Raw genomic sequence first — 18,955 nt, 5'->3', positions numbered from 1 at the left:
CAGGAATTAATGGCGGAAGTGGCGCATGTCGGTGAAGATCATGGCGATGCCGTGTTCGTCAGCGGCGGCAATCACTTCGTCGTCACGGATAGAGCCGCCCGGCTGAATAACGCAGGTGATGCCTACCGCGGCTGCGGCATCGATGCCGTCGCGGAACGGGAAGAAAGCGTCAGAGGCCATGGCGGAACCTTTCACTTCCAGACCTTCATCACCGGCTTTAATTCCGGCGATTTTCGCCGAGTAGACGCGGCTCATCTGACCGGCGCCTATACCGATGGTCATATTATCTTTGGCATACACAATGGCGTTGGATTTGACGAATTTCGCCACTTTCCAGCAGAACAGCGCATCGCGCAGTTCCTGCTCGGTTGGCTGACGTTTGCTGACCACGCGCAGTTCACCTGCGGTGACCATGCCGAGATCGCGGTCCTGAACCAGCAGACCACCGTTAACGCGTTTGAAATCGAGGCCGGCAACGCGAGTATCCCACTGGCCGCAGGTCAGTACGCGGACGTTCTGCTTCGCGGCGGTGATTTTCAGCGCTTCTTCGCTGGCGGACGGCGCGATGATCACTTCGACGAACTGGCGAGAGATGATCGCCTGCGCGGTTTCAGCATCCAGCTCGCGGTTAAAGGCAATGATGCCGCCGAACGCGGAGGTCGGGTCGGTTTTGTAAGCGCGATCGTAGGCGTCAAGAATCGAGTCGCTGACGGCAACGCCGCACGGGTTGGCGTGCTTAACGATAACGCAGGCCGGCTCGTTGAACTCTTTTACACACTCCAGCGCCGCATCGGTATCGGCAATGTTGTTATAGGAGAGCGCTTTGCCCTGCAGCTGAGTGGCGGTCGCCACGGAGGCCTCTTTTACATTCTCTTCTATATAGAAAGCCGCCTGCTGGTGGCTGTTTTCGCCGTAGCGCATATCCTGCTTCTTAATGAAGTTCAGATTCAGGGTACGCGGGAAGCGGCCAGCGGCTTCTTTGCTTTCGCCGTGATAGGCCGGAACCATGCTGCCGAAGTAGTTGGCGATCATGCTGTCGTAAGCGGCGGTGTGTTCGAAGGCTTTAATGGCGAGGTCGAAGCGGGTGGCCAGCGTGAGGGAACCTTCGTTGGCGTCCATCTCATTAATGATGGCGTCGTAGTCGCTGCTCTTTACTACGATGGCGACATCTTTATGGTTCTTCGCCGCAGAGCGCACCATAGTCGGGCCGCCGATATCGATGTTTTCCACCGCGTCTTCCAGCGAGCACCCTTCACGAGCGACGGTCTGGGCGAACGGGTAAAGGTTCACGACAACCATATCGATAGGCGCGATACCGTGTTGCTGCATGATACCGTCATCCTGACCGCGACGACCGAGGATGCCGCCGTGTACTTTCGGATGCAGGGTCTTCACGCGTCCATCCATCATTTCCGGGAAACCGGTGTAGTCAGAGACTTCGGTAACCGGCAGGCCTTTATCTGCCAGCAGGCGAGCGGTGCCGCCGGTGGACAGCAGCTCGACACCACGAGCGGAAAGCGCCTGCGCGAATTCGACGATACCGGCCTTGTCAGAAACACTGAGCAGAGCGCGGCGGACTGGACGACGTTGTTGCATGGTATTAAATCCCCAGGATTTGAACATTACAGAGAGCGTTAGGTGAGTTTTTGCCTAAAAACTCACCTAACGCACCCAACCGGGCATCCGTGTCATAGCGCGGCATTGTAACGAAAACGTTTGCGCAACGCTCGCGAATTTTTATGTTTCTCTCCAGGCCGGTGATTCTCCTTCTATATAGCTGGCGATCCACGGGGCTAGCGGTCATGTTTTTACGCTCTCCTGTGGATAATTCTGTGTGTAACGAGGTATAAAGCGGGGTTTTGCTGGGGAATGCAGCAGTCAGTCATTTTTCTGCCATTTTTCTATTGCGGACGCTCGAGAACTCCCTATAATGCGCCTCCATCGACACGGCAGATGTGAATCACTTCACACAAACAGCCGGTTCGGTTGCAGAGAAAAATCCTGAAAAACGGGTTGACTCTGAAAGAGGAAAGCGTAATATACGCCACCTCGCGACAGAGCGCTAAAGCGCGTCGCAACTGCTCTTTAACAATTTATCAGACAATCTGTGTGGGCACTCAAAGTGACATGGATTCTTAACGTCCTCGGACGAAAAATGAATACCAAGTCTCAAGAGTGAACACGTAATTCATTACGAAGTTTAATTCTTTGAGCATCAAACTTAAATTGAAGAGTTTGATCATGGCTCAGATTGAACGCTGGCGGCAGGCCTAACACATGCAAGTCGAGCGGTAGCACAGAGAGCTTGCTCTCGGGTGACGAGCGGCGGACGGGTGAGTAATGTCTGGGAAACTGCCTGATGGAGGGGGATAACTACTGGAAACGGTAGCTAATACCGCATAACGTCGCAAGACCAAAGTGGGGGACCTTCGGGCCTCATGCCATCAGATGTGCCCAGATGGGATTAGCTAGTAGGTGGGGTAACGGCTCACCTAGGCGACGATCCCTAGCTGGTCTGAGAGGATGACCAGCCACACTGGAACTGAGACACGGTCCAGACTCCTACGGGAGGCAGCAGTGGGGAATATTGCACAATGGGCGCAAGCCTGATGCAGCCATGCCGCGTGTGTGAAGAAGGCCTTCGGGTTGTAAAGCACTTTCAGCGGGAGGAAGGCGGTGAGGTTAATAACCTTGTCGATTGACGTTACCCGCAGAAGAAGCACCGGCTAACTCCGTGCCAGCAGCCGCGGTAATACGGAGGGTGCAAGCGTTAATCGGAATTACTGGGCGTAAAGCGCACGCAGGCGGTCTGTCAAGTCGGATGTGAAATCCCCGGGCTCAACCTGGGAACTGCATTCGAAACTGGCAGGCTAGAGTCTTGTAGAGGGGGTAGAATTCCAGGTGTAGCGGTGAAATGCGTAGAGATCTGGAGGAATACCGGTGGCGAAGGCGGCCCCCTGGACAAAGACTGACGCTCAGGTGCGAAAGCGTGGGGAGCAAACAGGATTAGATACCCTGGTAGTCCACGCCGTAAACGATGTCGATTTGGAGGTTGTGCCCTTGAGGCGTGGCTTCCGGAGCTAACGCGTTAAATCGACCGCCTGGGGAGTACGGCCGCAAGGTTAAAACTCAAATGAATTGACGGGGCCCGCACAAGCGGTGGAGCATGTGGTTTAATTCGATGCAACGCGAAGAACCTTACCTGGTCTTGACATCCACAGAACTTTCCAGAGATGGATTGGTGCCTTCGGGAACTGTGAGACAGGTGCTGCATGGCTGTCGTCAGCTCGTGTTGTGAAATGTTGGGTTAAGTCCCGCAACGAGCGCAACCCTTATCCTTTGTTGCCAGCGGTTCGGCCGGGAACTCAAAGGAGACTGCCAGTGATAAACTGGAGGAAGGTGGGGATGACGTCAAGTCATCATGGCCCTTACGACCAGGGCTACACACGTGCTACAATGGCATATACAAAGAGAAGCGACCTCGCGAGAGCAAGCGGACCTCATAAAGTATGTCGTAGTCCGGATTGGAGTCTGCAACTCGACTCCATGAAGTCGGAATCGCTAGTAATCGTAGATCAGAATGCTACGGTGAATACGTTCCCGGGCCTTGTACACACCGCCCGTCACACCATGGGAGTGGGTTGCAAAAGAAGTAGGTAGCTTAACCTTCGGGAGGGCGCTTACCACTTTGTGATTCATGACTGGGGTGAAGTCGTAACAAGGTAACCGTAGGGGAACCTGCGGTTGGATCACCTCCTTACCTTAAAGAACCTGCCTTTGTAGTGCTCACACAGATTGTCTGATGAACGTAAAGAAGCAAGGCGTCTTGCGATTGAGACTTCAGTGTCCCCTTCGTCTAGAGGCCCAGGACACCGCCCTTTCACGGCGGTAACAGGGGTTCGAATCCCCTAGGGGACGCCACTTGCTGGTTCGTGAGTGAAAGACGCGTGCCGAACTATCTCAAAACTCATCTTCGGGTGATGTTTGAGATATTTGCTCTTTAAAAATCTGGATCAAGCTGAAAATTGAAACGACACACAGTTAATGTGTGTTCGAGTCTCTCAAATTTTCGCAATCAGAAGTGAAACATCTTCGGGTTGTGAGGTTAAGCGACTAAGCGTACACGGTGGATGCCCTGGCAGTCAGAGGCGATGAAGGACGTGCTAATCTGCGAAAAGCGTCGGTAAGGTGATATGAACCGTTATAACCGGCGATGTCCGAATGGGGAAACCCAGTGCAATTCGTTGCACTATCGTTAACTGAATACATAGGTTAACGAGGCGAACCGGGGGAACTGAAACATCTAAGTACCCCGAGGAAAAGAAATCAACCGAGATTCCCCAGTAGCGGCGAGCGAACGGGGAGCAGCCCAGAGTCTGAATCAGCTTGTGTGTTAGTGGAACGGTCTGGAAAGTCCGACGGTACAGGGTGATAGTCCCGTACACCAAAATGCACAGGCTGTGAACTCGAAGAGTAGGGCGGGACACGTGGTATCCTGTCTGAATATGGGGGACCATCCTCCAAGGCTAAATACTCCTGACTGACCGATAGTGAACCAGTACCGTGAGGGAAAGGCGAAAAGAACCCCGGCGAGGGGAGTGAAAAAGAACCTGAAACCGTGTACGTACAAGCAGTGGGAGCACCTTCGGGTGTGACTGCGTACCTTTTGTATAATGGGTCAGCGACTTATATTCTGTAGCAAGGTTAACCGTATAGGGGAGCCGCAGGGAAACCGAGTCTTAACTGGGCGTTAAGTTGCAGGGTATAGACCCGAAACCCGGTGATCTAGCCATGGGCAGGTTGAAGGTTGGGTAACACTAACTGGAGGACCGAACCGACTAATGTTGAAAAATTAGCGGATGACTTGTGGCTGGGGGTGAAAGGCCAATCAAACCGGGAGATAGCTGGTTCTCCCCGAAAGCTATTTAGGTAGCGCCTCGTGAATTCATCTTCGGGGTAGAGCACTGTTTCGGCTAGGGGGTCATCCCGACTTACCAACCCGATGCAAACTACGAATACCGAAGAATGTTATCACGGGAGACACACGGCGGGTGCTAACGTCCGTCGTGAAGAGGGAAACAACCCAGACCGCCAGCTAAGGTCCCAAAGTCATGGTTAAGTGGGAAACGATGTGGGAAGGCACAGACAGCCAGGATGTTGGCTTAGAAGCAGCCATCATTTAAAGAAAGCGTAATAGCTCACTGGTCGAGTCGGCCTGCGCGGAAGATGTAACGGGGCTAAACCATGCACCGAAGCTGCGGCAGCGACACTATGTGTTGTTGGGTAGGGGAGCGTTCTGTAAGCCTGCGAAGGTGACCTGTGAGGGTTGCTGGAGGTATCAGAAGTGCGAATGCTGACATAAGTAACGATAAAGCGGGTGAAAAGCCCGCTCGCCGGAAGACCAAGGGTTCCTGTCCAACGTTAATCGGGGCAGGGTGAGTCGACCCCTAAGGCGAGGCCGAAAGGCGTAGTCGATGGGAAACAGGTTAATATTCCTGTACTTGGTGTTACTGCGAAGGGGGACGGAGAAGGCTATGTTAGCCGGGCGACGGTTGTCCCGGTTTAAGCATGTAGGCTGGTTATCCAGGCAAATCCGGATAATCAAGGCTGAGGTGTGATGACGAGGCACTACGGTGCTGAAGTAACAAATGCCCTGCTTCCAGGAAAAGCCTCTAAGCATCAGGTAACATCAAATCGTACCCCAAACCGACACAGGTGGTCAGGTAGAGAATACCAAGGCGCTTGAGAGAACTCGGGTGAAGGAACTAGGCAAAATGGTGCCGTAACTTCGGGAGAAGGCACGCTGGTGTGTAGGTGAAGTCCCTGCGGATGGAGCTGAGACCAGTCGAAGATACCAGCTGGCTGCAACTGTTTATTAAAAACACAGCACTGTGCAAACACGAAAGTGGACGTATACGGTGTGACGCCTGCCCGGTGCCGGAAGGTTAATTGATGGGGTTATCCGTAAGGAGAAGCTCTTGATCGAAGCCCCGGTAAACGGCGGCCGTAACTATAACGGTCCTAAGGTAGCGAAATTCCTTGTCGGGTAAGTTCCGACCTGCACGAATGGCGTAATGATGGCCAGGCTGTCTCCACCCGAGACTCAGTGAAATTGAACTCGCTGTGAAGATGCAGTGTACCCGCGGCAAGACGGAAAGACCCCGTGAACCTTTACTATAGCTTGACACTGAACATTGAGCCTTGATGTGTAGGATAGGTGGGAGGCTTTGAAGCGTGGACGCCAGTCTGCGTGGAGCCAACCTTGAAATACCACCCTTTAATGTTTGATGTTCTAACGTTGGCCCCTTACCGGGGTTGCGGACAGTGTCTGGTGGGTAGTTTGACTGGGGCGGTCTCCTCCCAAAGCGTAACGGAGGAGCACGAAGGTTAGCTAATCCTGGTCGGACATCAGGAGGTTAGTGCAATGGCATAAGCTAGCTTGACTGCGAGCGTGACGGCGCGAGCAGGTGCGAAAGCAGGTCATAGTGATCCGGTGGTTCTGAATGGAAGGGCCATCGCTCAACGGATAAAAGGTACTCCGGGGATAACAGGCTGATACCGCCCAAGAGTTCATATCGACGGCGGTGTTTGGCACCTCGATGTCGGCTCATCACATCCTGGGGCTGAAGTAGGTCCCAAGGGTATGGCTGTTCGCCATTTAAAGTGGTACGCGAGCTGGGTTTAGAACGTCGTGAGACAGTTCGGTCCCTATCTGCCGTGGGCGCTGGAGAATTGAGGGGGCTGCTCCTAGTACGAGAGGACCGGAGTGGACGCATCACTGGTGTTCGGGTTGTCATGCCAATGGCACTGCCCGGTAGCTAAATGCGGAAGAGATAAGTGCTGAAAGCATCTAAGCACGAAACTTGCCCCGAGATGAGTTCTCCCTGAGACTTTAAGTCTCCTGAAGGAACGTTAAAGACGATGACGTTGATAGGCCGGGTGTGTAAGCGCAGCGATGCGTTGAGCTAACCGGTACTAATGAACCGTGAGGCTTAACCTTACAACGCCGAAGATGTTTTGGCGGATTGAGAGAATTTTCAGCTTAGATTCAGAGTTGAGTACGCAATAATTTGCGCAGCAGCAAGGCGACAAGCGACGGAAAGGAAGGAGCATACTAAAGTATGTGACTGACTTTACGAGCGCAGGCAACGCAGCTGATGCGATAAAGAATTGCGTACTGAGCACAAAGAATTTGCCTGGCGGCACTAGCGCGGTGGTCCCACCTGACCCCATGCCGAACTCAGAAGTGAAACGCCGTAGCGCCGATGGTAGTGTGGGGTCTCCCCATGTGAGAGTAGGGAACTGCCAGGCATCAAACAAGTGAAGAGCCCATCCTGCCGGATGGGCTTTTTGCGTTTCTGTCGTCCGGCCAGCGTGCCGGTATGTCTCCCCGGTGGCGCTGCGCTTACCGGGGCTACGGATCCTCGGCCACCTGCTGGCCGAGGGGACATCAATGCCGCAAAGTTACCGACGTCAATCGTAGTCTGCTTCAGCCTGCTGCTCATACATCAAATTCAATAACGGATACGGTTGCCCCAGATCGTCCGTTTCAGAGCGCCCTGTCACCCTAAAACCCATCTTCTGATAAAACCCGACCGCTTGTTCATTCTGCTCATTTACATTGGTCGTCAGCTTCGGCGTTAACGACAGCGCATGCTCAATCAGCAACTTCCCCACGCCACAGCCGCGGACATCCGGATCGACGAACAGCGCATCCATATGATCTCCGGTCAGCAGCATAAAGGCGATCGGCTGGTCTTCCGTATTAACCGCCACCCACAGCGGAGCCTCCGGTAAAAATGCGCGTACCATCTCCTCCAGCTCCTTTCGATACGCTTTTGTCAGAAAATCATGCGTGGCGTCGACCGACCGACACCAGATCGCAGTCAGTTTATCCCCTTCATCAGGCCGGGAACGGCGGATGTTAATAACCATACTTTCTCCTTTTCTACATTCTTATATTCTAACTCAACAAGCGCCGTGAAATTTTCTCACCGTGAACATGCAGACTCGACATTCACCCGATTCCTGGTTATCTTCAGCTATCTGGATGTCTAAACGTTTATACGTATGCTATGAGGTAATACAGTTATGCCAATTCGGGTGCAGGACGAGCTGCCAGCCGTCAATTTCTTGCGCAATGAAAACGTCTTCGTAATGACGACAACACGTGCAACGACTCAGGAAATTCGCCCCCTGAAGGTGTTAATCCTCAACCTGATGCCGAAGAAAATCGAGACGGAAAATCAGTTCCTGCGTCTGCTATCAAACTCTCCGCTGCAGGTGGATATCCAGTTATTACGTATCGATGCGCGCGAGTCGCGTAATACCCCTGCGGAGCATCTGAATAACTTTTACTGTAATTTCGATGAGATCTGCGATCAGAACTTTGACGGCCTGATTGTTACCGGCGCTCCTTTAGGCCTGGTTGAGTTTAACGATGTTGCTTACTGGCCGCAGATCAAACAGGTGCTGGAGTGGGCCAAGGATCACGTCACTTCGACGCTGTTCGTCTGTTGGGCGGTTCAGGCCGCGCTGAACATTCTGTACGGCATTCCCAAGCAGACCCGCGCCGAAAAGATTTCCGGCGTCTATGAACACCATATTCTTCATCCGCACGCCTTACTGACCCGCGGTTTCGACGACTCTTTCCTGGCCCCGCACTCACGCTATGCTGATTTTCCGGCCGGACTTATTCGCGACTATACCGATCTTGAGATCCTCGCGGAGACGGAAGAGGGCGATGCGTATTTGTTCGCCAGCAAAGATAAGCGCATCGCCTTTGTCACTGGCCACCCGGAGTACGATGCCAATACCCTGGCAAGTGAATATTTCCGCGATGTGGAAGCCGGTTTGAACCCTGAGATACCTCATAACTATTTCCCACAAAACGACCCGCAGAACAAACCGCGCGCCACCTGGCGCAGCCACGGCAATCTGCTGTTCGCTAACTGGCTTAACTATTACGTCTACCAGATTACGCCATACGATCTGCGTCATATGAATCCGACGCTGGAATAATACACTACGTGAGACGATCCTAAAGCGTTTCAGCATTTTGCCTCTGGCACCTTCGGGTGCCTTTTTTATTTCCGAAATTCACTTCATACGCGAGGATAACTTTAATTTCATTGTTATCAATGTGTTAATGATAAATTAAAATTAAAATGGAAATTGTTTTTGATTTTGGAAATTAATTGAGTAGTCTTAATTGTGCTGAGCGAAAACTGCACAACGATCTTTCGCTCGCTTCCAGCGGATCAACCAAGAGGAGCAGCACAATGACGCAGCAGGCGACAATCACCGATGAACTGGCCTTTAGTCAGCCCTATGGCGAGCAGGAGAAGCAGATCTTAACGCCTGAGGCGGTAGAATTTCTGACGGAACTGGTGAGCCGCTTTACGCCGGCGCGCAATAAGCTGCTGGCCGCGCGTTTGCAGCAACAGCAGGCTATTGACGACGGGCAGCTTCCGGATTTTATTTCGGAAACTGCTTCCATTAGAAATGGCGACTGGACTATTCGCGGTATCCCGGCTGATTTGCAGGATCGCCGTGTTGAAATCACCGGCCCCGTCGAGCGCAAGATGGTCATTAACGCGCTGAATGCCAACGTCAAAGTCTTTATGGCGGACTTTGAGGATTCGCTGGCGCCTGACTGGCGCAAAGTCATTGATGGTCAAATCAACCTGCGCGATGCCGTGAACGGGACCATCAGCTACACCAACGAGGCCGGCAAAATCTATCAGTTGCAGCCCAATCCCGCTGTGCTGGTATGCCGTGTGCGCGGCCTGCATCTGCCGGAAAAGCATGTGACCTGGCGTAATGAGGCCATCCCCGGCAGCCTGTTCGATTTTGCGCTCTATTTCTTTCATAACTACCAGGCGCTGCTGGCGAAAGGAAGTGGTCCCTACTTCTATCTGCCAAAAACACAGGCCTGGCAGGAGGCGGCATGGTGGAACGATGTCTTCAGTTTTACGGAAGATCGCTTTGACCTGCCGCGGGGCACCATCAAAGCCACGCTGCTGATTGAGACGCTGCCAGCGGTGTTCCAGATGGATGAGATCCTGCATGCGCTGCGCGACCATATTGTTGGCCTGAACTGCGGCCGCTGGGATTACATCTTCAGCTACATCAAGACGCTGAAAAACCATCCGGATCGCGTACTGCCGGACCGGCAGGTGGTGACGATGGATAAACCCTTCCTCAGCGCCTACTCACGGTTGTTGATTAAGACCTGCCATAAACGCGGCGCGTTTGCGATGGGCGGTATGGCGGCGTTTATCCCGAGCAAAGATACCGAACGTAACCGCCAGGTGCTGAGTAAAGTCACCGCCGATAAAGAGCTGGAGGCCAACAACGGTCACGATGGGACCTGGATCGCCCACCCGGGCCTGGCGGATACCGCCATGGCGGTGTTTGACCGCGTGCTGGGCGATAAGCCGAATCAGCTCTCGGTCACCCGGAGCGAGGATGCGCCAATTACCGCTGAACAACTGCTGGCTCCCTGCGAGGGCGAACGCACGGAAGCCGGAATGCGCGCCAACATTCGCGTGGCGGTGCAGTACATCGAAGCGTGGATCTCCGGCAACGGCTGCGTACCGATTTATGGCCTGATGGAAGACGCCGCAACGGCCGAGATCTCGCGCACCTCTATCTGGCAGTGGATCCATCATCAGAAAACCCTGAACGACGGTACCCCAGTCACTAAGGCGCTGTTCCGCCAGTGGCTGGCGGAAGAGCTGATGGTGATTCAGGAGGAGCTGGGAGAGCACCGCTTCAGCCACGGCCGCTTTGACGATGCGGCGCGACTGATGGAGCAGATCACCACCTCCGACGAGCTAATTGATTTTCTGACATTGCCGGGCTACCGCCTGCTGGCCTAATCGCCAGATGGTGTGGTTCGCCATTTAGTCCTTCACCTATGAGCCTGGGGAGCCAGGAAATTATATGGAGCATCTGCACATGAAAACCCGTACCCAACAAATCGAAGAATTAAACAAAGAATGGACGAACCCGCGCTGGGAAGGCATTACCCGTCCCTACAGCGCGGAAGAAGTGGTGAAGTTACGCGGCTCGGTGAATCCGGAATGCACGCTGGCGCAGCTTGGCGCGGCGAAACTGTGGCGTCTGCTGCACGGGGAGGCGAAAAAAGGGTACGTCAACAGTCTCGGCGCGCTGACCGGCGGCCAGGCCTTGCAGCAGGCGAAGGCGGGTATCGAAGCCATTTATCTCTCCGGCTGGCAGGTGGCGGCGGATGCTAACCTGGCGTCCAGCATGTATCCGGATCAATCGCTGTATCCGGCCAACTCGGTACCGGCGGTGGTGGATCGGATCAACAACACCTTCCGCCGCGCCGATCAGATCCAGTGGTCAGCGGGAATTGAACCGAACGATCCGCGCTTTATCGACTACTTCCTGCCGATCGTGGCGGATGCGGAGGCCGGTTTTGGCGGCGTCCTGAACGCCTTTGAGCTGATGAAATCGATGATTGAAGCCGGTGCAGCGGCTGTTCACTTCGAAGATCAGCTGGCATCGGTGAAGAAGTGCGGCCATATGGGCGGTAAAGTGCTGGTTCCGACTCAGGAGGCGATTCAGAAGCTGGTGGCGGCGCGTCTGGCGGCCGACGTGATGGGGGTCCCGACGCTGGTCATCGCCCGCACCGATGCCGACGCCGCGGATTTAATTACCTCAGACTGCGATCCGTACGATCGTGAGTTTATTACCGGGGATCGCACCAGCGAAGGGTTCTTCCGCACCCACGCCGGGATCGAGCAGGCGATCAGCCGCGGGCTGGCCTACGCGCCGTATGCGGATCTGGTGTGGTGTGAAACGTCGAAACCGGATCTCGAGCAGGCGCGCCGCTTTGCCGAGGCTATCCATGCGCGTTTCCCGGGCAAACTGCTGGCCTATAACTGCTCGCCGTCGTTTAACTGGAAGAAAAATCTCGATGATAAAACCATCGCCAGCTTCCAGCAGCAGCTGTCGGACATGGGATACAAATACCAGTTTATTACCCTCGCGGGGATCCACAGCATGTGGTTCAACATGTTCGACCTCGCCCATGCCTACGCTCAGGGTGAGGGGATGCGCCACTATGTTGAGAAAGTGCAGCAGCCGGAATTCGCCGCCGGGCCGGAAGGCTACACCTTCGTCTCGCATCAGCAGGAGGTGGGCACCGGCTACTTCGACAAGGTCACCACCATTATCCAGGGTGGCACCTCGTCGGTAACGGCGCTGACCGGCTCGACCGAAGAAGATCAGTTTTAAGCCATGCCCGGTGGCGCGACGCTGACCGGGCCTGCAAGAGGACGCAGGCCGGATAAGCGAGCGCGCCATCCGGCATGACGTGGCGCCGGATGGGGGAAAGCGATGACGCGTGGTCTGGAATTACTGATTGCCCAAACGATATTGCAGGGATTTGACGCGCAGTATGGGCGTTTTCTTGAAGTCACTTCCGGCGCGCAGCAGCGCTTTGAACAGGCTGACTGGCACGCCGTGCAGCAGGCGATGAAGCAGCGGATCCATCTCTACGATCACCACGTGGGCCTGGTAGTAGAGCAGCTGCGCTGCATCACCGAAGGGAAAAGCACCGACGTCGATTTTCTTCTGCGGGTGAAACAGCAGTACACCCAACTTTTACCGGATTACCCTCGCTTTGAAATTGCTGAGAGCTTTTTCAATTCGGTCTACTGCCGCCTGTTTGACCACCGCTCGCTGACCCCCGAGCGGCTCTTTATTTTCAGCTCGCAGCCCGAGCGACCCTTTCGTACCCTCCCGCGACCGCTGGCGAAAGATTTCTTTCCGGAACGCGGTTGGTCGCACCTGCTGGGTAAAGTACTGTCCGATCTGCCGCTGCGGCTACCGTGGCAAAACAAAGCGCGGGATATCGGCTATATCATTGCCAGTCTGCAGGAGGCGCTGGGGGAGGAACTGCTCGCCACCTGTCATCTGCAGGTCGCCAATGAGCTGTTCTACCGCAATAAAGCCGCCTGGCTGGTGGGCAAACTGGTCATGCCGATGGCGACGCTGCCTTTTTTGCTGCCGATCCACCGCAGCGAAGAGGGTGAGCTGTTTGTTGACACCTGCCTCACAACCCATGCCGAAGCGAGTATCGTTTTTGGCTTCGCGCGTTCCTATTTTATGGTTTATGCGCCGTTGCCCGGCGCCCTGGTGGAATGGCTGCGCGAGATCTTGCCGGGTAAAACGACGGCCGAGCTGTACATGGCGATTGGCTGTCAGAAGCACGCCAAAACCGAAAGCTATCGCGAATATCTACACTACATTACTCGCTGCGATGAGCAGTTTATTGAAGCGCCGGGTATTCGCGGGATGGTGATGCTGGTGTTTACCCTGCCGGGCTTTGACCGGGTGTTTAAGGTGATCAAGGACCGCTTCGCGCCGCAGAAAGAGATGACCGCCGCCCATGTGCGTGCTTGCTATCAGCTGGTAAAGGAGCATGACCGCGTCGGGCGGATGGCGGACACCCAGGAGTTTGAAAATTTCGTGCTGGATAAACGGCAAATCGCGCCGGCGCTGCTGGCGCTGCTGCAGGCGGAAGCGGGGAACAAACTCACCGATCTCGGCGACCGCATCGTCATCAGCCATCTCTATATTGAACGGCGAATGGTGCCGCTCAACCTGTGGCTGGAGCAGGTTAACGGCCAGGCATTGCGTGATGCGGTAGAAGAGTATGGCAATGCTATCCGCCAGCTGGCCGCCGCCAACATCTTTCCCGGCGATATGTTATTTAAAAACTTCGGCGTCACCCGCCATGGCCGGGTGGTGTTCTACGACTATGATGAAATCTGCTATATGACGGAAGTGAATTTTCGCGAGATCCCGCCGCCGCGCTATCCGGAGGATGAGCTGGCCAGCGAGCCGTGGTACAGCGTTTCGCCTGGCGATGTGTTTCCGGAGGAGTTCCGCCACTGGCTGTGCGCCGACCCGCGCATTGGGCCACTGTTTGAAGAGATGCATGCCGACCTGCTGCGCGCCGACTACTGGCGCGCACTGCAGATGCGGATTAAAAACGGCCATGTGGAAGATGTCTACGCCTACCGGCGCAAGCAGCGTTTTAGCGTGCGCTATGGCGCCGACAGTAGACCGGATAAGGCGTTTACGCCGCCATCCGGCAAGGTGCGCCGATCTGCCTGATGGCGCTACGCTTATCAGGCCTACTTAAAATGCCCCTCTGGGGCATTTTTTTATTTAACCCCGCCATACGCCAGCGTCACTTCCTTCGCCGCCTTGATCACCAGCGCGCCCAGCTCAGTCACCCGATCATCGGTCATACGCGAGATGGGGCCTGAGATGGAGATTGCCGCGAACGGTTCGCGATGTTCATCGTAAATGCAGGCGGCGACGCAGCGCAGGCCGAGCGCGTGCTCCTCATCATCGAAAGAGTAGCCCCGCTTGCGGGTCTGGGCTAAATCTTCCTTCAGATGCAGCGGGGAGACCAGCGTGGCATGCGTATAGGCATGCAGCCCTTTACGATGCAGCAGACTGGTGACCTGCTCTTCGCTCAGTTGCGCGAGAAACGCCTTCCCGGCGCCGGAAGCGTGCATCGGCAGTTTACCGCCGATTGGCGCCGACATCCGCATCAGCTGGGTGCACTGCACCTGATCGATAATGATCGCCTGGTGGTCGCTCTGGTCGAGCACCGCCAGATTCACCGTTTCACCGGAATCTTCCATCAGCTGGCGCAGGATCGGGTGGACAATGGCCAGCAGATTGCGGCTTTGTAGAAAGCTGCTGCCGACCACGAAAGCATGCGCCCCGACGGCCCAGTGACCCAGCTCGCCAACCTGGCGGACGAAGCCCAGCTGTTGCATGGTGGTCAGCAGACGGTGAGTCGTGGAGTTGGGCAGACCCGCCTGCTGCGCCAGTTCGGTCAGCGCGACGCTGCTGTGGGACTCGGCAATCCATTCGAGTAATTTCAGGCCGCGGGTCAGCGACTGAACCTGACCGCCAGCCTGCTGGGCAGTGGCAGCCGCGGGTTTTCTGCCGCGTTTCGCGGGAATGGGGGTAGTGGCCATCGCGAACTCCTTTTTCTGTATCGTGGAAATAATTTTCGTTTTATTTGGCAATAATGCAATCACAACCGGACTCATCGGAGGAGTGAAGCTGAACATGTCTCATATTGCCCGTTGTTGTCTTTTCCGCTCCGGTGGTTTATGCCAGTATGGTTTGTTGGCTATTTGGCCTGAGTCGAGCGTTGTCGGGAGCAAGTGTGAGCAGCAAAGTTGAGCAACTGCATCAGCAGTTAAAAGAACGTATTCTGGTTCTGGATGGGGGCATGGGCACCATGATCCAGGGCTATCGTCTGAGTGAGCAGGACTTTCGCGGTGAGCGCTTTGCTGACTGGCCGTGCGACCTGAAAGGCAACAACGACCTGCTGGTGCTCAGCAAACCCGAAGTGATCCGCGAGATCCACGACGCCTATTTCGAGGCCGGCGCGGATATCGTTGAGACCAACACCTTTAACTCGACGACCATCGCGATGGCGGATTACCAGATGGAATCCCTGTCGGCCGAGATCAACTTTGCCGCGGCGAAGCTGGCCCGCGCCAGCGCCGACGCCTGGACGGCCCGCACGCCGGAAAAACCGCGCTATGTCGCGGGCGTGCTTGGCCCGACCAACCGCACCGCTTCTATTTCGCCTGATGTGAACGATCCGGCGTTCCGTAATATTACCTTTGACCAGCTGGTGGCCGCCTATCGCGAATCCACCCGGGCGCTGGTGGAAGGCGGCGTGGATCTGATCCTGATTGAAACGGTATTTGACACCCTGAACGCTAAAGCGGCTATCTATGCGGTGAAAGAGGAGCTGGAGGCGTTAGGCGTTGACCTGCCGCTGATGATCTCCGGGACCATTACCGATGCCTCCGGCCGCACGCTTTCCGGACAGACCACCGAAGCCTTTTATAACTCGCTGCGTCACGCCGAAGCCTTATCGTTTGGTCTGAACTGCGCCCTCGGGCCGGACGAGCTGCGGCAGTACGTCCAGGAGCTGTCGCGCATTGCCGAATGCTACGTCACCGCGCACCCGAACGCCGGCCTGCCCAACGCTTTCGGCGAATACGATCTGGACGCCGACACCATGGCGACGCAAATTCGCGAATGGGCGGAAGCCGGTTTCCTCAATATCGTTGGCGGCTGCTGCGGTACCACCCCGGAGCATATCGCCGCCATGAGCCGGGCGGTAGCGGGCCTGCCGCCGCGTCAGTTGCCGGAAATTGCGGTGGCCTGCCGCCTCGCCGGCCTGGAGCCGTTGAATATCGGCGACGATAGCCTGTTCGTTAACGTCGGTGAACGAACTAACGTCACCGGCTCGGCGAAATTTAAGCGGCTGATTAAAGAAGAGAAGTACAGCGAAGCGCTGGACGTTGCGCGTCAGCAGGTGGAAAGCGGCGCGCAGATTATCGATATCAACATGGACGAGGGGATGCTCGACGCGGAAGCGGCGATGGTGCGTTTCCTTAACCTGATTGCCGGCGAGCCGGACATTGCCCGCGTGCCGATCATGATTGACTCCTCCAAGTGGGAAGTCATTGAAAAGGGCCTGAAATGTATTCAGGGCAAAGGCATCGTTAACTCGATTTCGATGAAAGAGGGCGTCGAATCCTTTATCCACCATGCGAAACTGGTTCGCCGCTACGGCGCCGCGGTGGTGGTGATGGCTTTCGACGAGGTTGGTCAGGCCGACACCCGCGAACGTAAAATTGAGATTTGCCGTCGCGCCTACAAAATCCTAACCGAAGAGGTCGGCTTCCCGCCGGAAGATATTATCTTCGACCCCAATATCTTTGCCGTCGCCACCGGTATCGAAGAGCATAACAACTACGCACAGGACTTTATCGGCGCCTGCGAAGACATCAAACGCGAGCTGCCGCATGCGCTAATCTCCGGCGGGGTCTCCAACGTCTCCTTCTCCTTCCGCGGTAATGACCCGGTACGTGAGGCGATCCACGCCGTATTCCTCTACTACGCGATCCGCAACGGCATGGACATGGGGATCGTCAACGCCGGTCAGCTGGCCATCTATGATGACCTCCCGGGCGAGCTGCGCGACGCGGTCGAAGACGTGATCCTCAACCGCCGCGATGACAGTACCGAACGGTTACTTGAGCTGGCGGAAAAATATCGCGGCAGCAAAGCGGACGACGGCGCGAATGCCCAGCAGGCGGAGTGGCGCACCTGGGAAGTGAAAAAACGCCTCGAATATTCGCTGGTTAAGGGCATTACCGAATTTATCGAACAGGACACCGAAGAAGCGCGTCAGCAGGCCGCCCGCCCGATTGAGGTCATTGAAGGGCCGCTGATGGACGGCATGAACGTGGTCGGCGATCTGTTCGGCGAAGGCAAAATGTTCCTGCCGCAGGTGGTGAAATCCGCCCGTGTAATGAAACAGGCGGTGGCCTACCTTGAGCCGTTTATTGAAGCCAGTAAAGAGCAGGGCTCCAGTAACGGCAAAATGGTGATTGCCACGGTAAAAGGCGACGTTCATGACATTGGCAAAAACATCGTCGGCGTGGTGCTGCAGTGCAATAACTACGAAATCATCGATCTTGGCGTGATGGTCCCGGCGGATAAAATTCTCAAAACGGCCAAAGAGGTAAACGCGGATCTAATTGGTCTTTCCGGGCTGATTACCCCATCGCTGGACGAGATGGTTAATGTGGCGAAAGAGATGGAGCGCCAGGGCTTTACCATCCCGCTGCTGATAGGCGGCGCGACCACCTCGAAAGCGCATACGGCGGTGAAAATCGAGCAGAACTACAGCGGCCCGACCGTTTACGTACAGAACGCCTCGCGCACCGTCGGCGTGGTGTCTGCGCTGCTCTCGGACACGCAGCGCGACGAGTTTGTCGCCCGCACGCGCAAAGAGTATGAAACGGTGCGTATCCAGCATGGGCGTAAAAAACCGCGTACGCCGCCAGTGACCCTTGCCGCCGCGCGGGAAAACGATCTGGCCTTTGACTGGGAGAGCTACACGCCGCCGGTGGCTCATCGTCTGGGAGTACAGACGGTGGAAGCCAGTATCGAGACTCTGCGCAACTACATCGACTGGACGCCGTTCTTCATGACCTGGTCGCTGGCGGGTAAATATCCGCGCATTCTGGAAGATGAAGTGGTAGGGGAAGAGGCGCAGCGCCTGTTCAAAGATGCTAACGAGCTGCTGGATAAGCTGAGCGCAGAGAAAACCCTGAACCCGCGCGGCGTGGTGGGTCTGTTCCCGGCCAACCGCGTGGGCGACGATATTGAAATCTATCGCGATGAAACCCGCACCCACGTGCTGACGGTGAGCCATCATCTGCGCCAGCAGACGGAGAAGGTTGGCTTCGCCAACTACTGCCTCGCCGATTTTGTCGCGCCGAAGCTGAGCGGCAAGGCGGACTACATCGGCGCCTTCGCCGTGACCGGCGGCCTGGAAGAGGACGCGCTGGCGGACGCCTATGAAGCGCAGCATGATGACTATAACAAGATCATGATCAAGGCCATCGCCGATCGCCTGGCGGAGGCCTTTGCCGAGTATCTGCATGAGAAAGTGCGCAAGGTTTACTGGGGATATGCGGCCAATGAGAACCTCAGCAATGAGGAGCTTATTCGCGAGAACTACCAGGGGATCCGACCGGCGCCGGGATATCCGGCCTGTCCGGAGCACACCGAAAAGGGGACCATCTGGCAGCTACTGGACGTCGAAGCCCATACCGGCATGAAGCTCACCGAATCGTTCGCCATGTGGCCGGGCGCATCGGTTTCCGGCTGGTACTTCAGCCATCCGGATAGCAAGTACTTCGCCGTGGCGCAGATCCAGCGCGATCAGGTCGAAGATTACGCGCTGCGTAAAGGAATGACGCCGGCGGAGGTCGAGCGCTGGTTAGCGCCTAATCTGGGCTATGATGCGGACTAGTCGTCATCTTTCCTTACAACAAACAAGGCGCTCTGTGAGCGC

The 18,955-nt window shown here is 55.7% G+C and carries 8 protein-coding genes, 1 tRNA gene and 3 rRNA genes; 9 read left to right on the top strand and 3 right to left on the bottom strand.

Annotated elements, in window-relative coordinates; genetic code table 11:
- Positions 1-6 precede the first annotated feature (6 nt).
- Positions 7-1,596 carry a bifunctional phosphoribosylaminoimidazolecarboxamide formyltransferase/IMP cyclohydrolase gene (gene purH, locus LPQ25_RS24595; protein WP_002884359.1) on the bottom strand — a complete coding sequence of 530 codons (1,590 nt, stop codon included), beginning with the start codon at positions 1,594-1,596 and terminating at the stop codon, positions 7-9.
- Between the two features lie 627 nt (positions 1,597-2,223).
- Here purH and LPQ25_RS24590 point away from each other — a divergent pair.
- From LPQ25_RS24590 to rrf, 4 genes are all read left to right on the top strand, one after another.
- Positions 2,224-3,760: ribosomal RNA gene (locus LPQ25_RS24590) — 16S ribosomal RNA — on the top strand.
- A gap of 85 nt (positions 3,761-3,845) precedes the next feature.
- Positions 3,846-3,921: transfer RNA gene (locus LPQ25_RS24585), tRNA-Glu, on the top strand.
- Positions 3,922-4,103: 182 nt separating this feature from the next.
- Positions 4,104-7,000: ribosomal RNA gene (locus tag LPQ25_RS24580) — 23S ribosomal RNA — on the top strand.
- A gap of 195 nt (positions 7,001-7,195) precedes the next feature.
- Positions 7,196-7,311: ribosomal RNA gene (gene rrf, locus LPQ25_RS24575) — 5S ribosomal RNA — on the top strand.
- Together the 16S, 23S and 5S rRNA genes with 1 tRNA gene alongside form the textbook arrangement of a ribosomal RNA operon.
- A gap of 162 nt (positions 7,312-7,473) precedes the next feature.
- On the opposite strand, the gene LPQ25_RS24570 is transcribed toward rrf, so the two are convergent.
- The gene (locus tag LPQ25_RS24570; RefSeq protein ID WP_004178258.1) at positions 7,474-7,935 is read right to left on the bottom strand and encodes an acetyltransferase; all 462 of its coding nucleotides are present in this window, start codon (positions 7,933-7,935) and stop codon (positions 7,474-7,476) included.
- Between the two features lie 156 nt (positions 7,936-8,091).
- On the opposite strand from LPQ25_RS24570, the gene metA reads away from it, so the two are divergent.
- The 4 genes from metA to aceK all read left to right on the top strand — a co-directional run bounded on the left by metA (position 8,092) and on the right by aceK (position 14,154).
- On the top strand, positions 8,092-9,021 hold the full coding sequence (gene metA, locus LPQ25_RS24565; protein ID WP_004146576.1) for a homoserine O-acetyltransferase MetA: 930 nt from the start codon (positions 8,092-8,094) through the stop codon (positions 9,019-9,021).
- A 260-nt stretch (positions 9,022-9,281) separates the two neighbouring features.
- Positions 9,282-10,883 (top strand): malate synthase A, encoded by a 1,602-nt coding sequence (gene aceB / locus LPQ25_RS24560; protein WP_002884559.1) that lies wholly within the window; start codon positions 9,282-9,284, stop codon positions 10,881-10,883.
- Positions 10,884-10,962: 79 nt separating this feature from the next.
- Positions 10,963-12,267, top strand: a complete 1,305-nt coding sequence (gene aceA / locus LPQ25_RS24555) for an isocitrate lyase (protein WP_004192658.1) — start codon at positions 10,963-10,965, stop codon at positions 12,265-12,267.
- A gap of 102 nt (positions 12,268-12,369) precedes the next feature.
- Positions 12,370-14,154, top strand: coding sequence for a bifunctional isocitrate dehydrogenase kinase/phosphatase (gene aceK / locus LPQ25_RS24550; protein ID WP_002884575.1), 1,785 nt, complete (start codon positions 12,370-12,372; stop codon positions 14,152-14,154).
- 50 nt (positions 14,155-14,204) lie between these two features.
- Here aceK and iclR read toward each other — a convergent pair whose 3' ends face one another.
- Positions 14,205-15,035, bottom strand: a complete 831-nt coding sequence (gene iclR, locus LPQ25_RS24545) for a glyoxylate bypass operon transcriptional repressor IclR (protein WP_002884578.1) — start codon at positions 15,033-15,035, stop codon at positions 14,205-14,207.
- 194 nt (positions 15,036-15,229) lie between these two features.
- Between iclR and metH the strand changes: the two genes are divergently transcribed.
- Positions 15,230-18,913, top strand: a complete 3,684-nt coding sequence (metH, locus tag LPQ25_RS24540; protein ID WP_004178260.1) for a methionine synthase — start codon at positions 15,230-15,232, stop codon at positions 18,911-18,913.
- The last annotated feature ends 42 nt before the right edge of the window (positions 18,914-18,955 follow it).

Origin of the sequence: Klebsiella sp. KPN54798 (genome assembly GCF_021184225.1) — a bacterium.
Lineage (GTDB): Bacteria > Pseudomonadota > Gammaproteobacteria > Enterobacterales > Enterobacteriaceae > Klebsiella > Klebsiella pneumoniae.
This window is presented reverse-complemented; position numbering and strand designations above follow the sequence as displayed.

Bases quoted from the DNA above. Each gene is read 5' to 3' on its own strand.
- aceA (WP_004192658.1), top strand. From the start codon at position 10,963: ATGAAAACCCGTACCCAACAAATCGAAGAATTAAACAAAGAATGGACG.
- aceB (WP_002884559.1), top strand. From the start codon at position 9,282: ATGACGCAGCAGGCGACAATCACCGATGAACTGGCCTTTAGTCAGCCC.
- metA (WP_004146576.1), top strand. From the start codon at position 8,092: ATGCCAATTCGGGTGCAGGACGAGCTGCCAGCCGTCAATTTCTTGCGC.
- aceK (WP_002884575.1), top strand. From the start codon at position 12,370: ATGACGCGTGGTCTGGAATTACTGATTGCCCAAACGATATTGCAGGGA.
- purH (WP_002884359.1), bottom strand. From the start codon at position 1,596: ATGCAACAACGTCGTCCAGTCCGCCGCGCTCTGCTCAGTGTTTCTGAC.
- iclR (WP_002884578.1), bottom strand. From the start codon at position 15,035: ATGGCCACTACCCCCATTCCCGCGAAACGCGGCAGAAAACCCGCGGCT.
- LPQ25_RS24570 (WP_004178258.1), bottom strand. From the start codon at position 7,935: ATGGTTATTAACATCCGCCGTTCCCGGCCTGATGAAGGGGATAAACTG.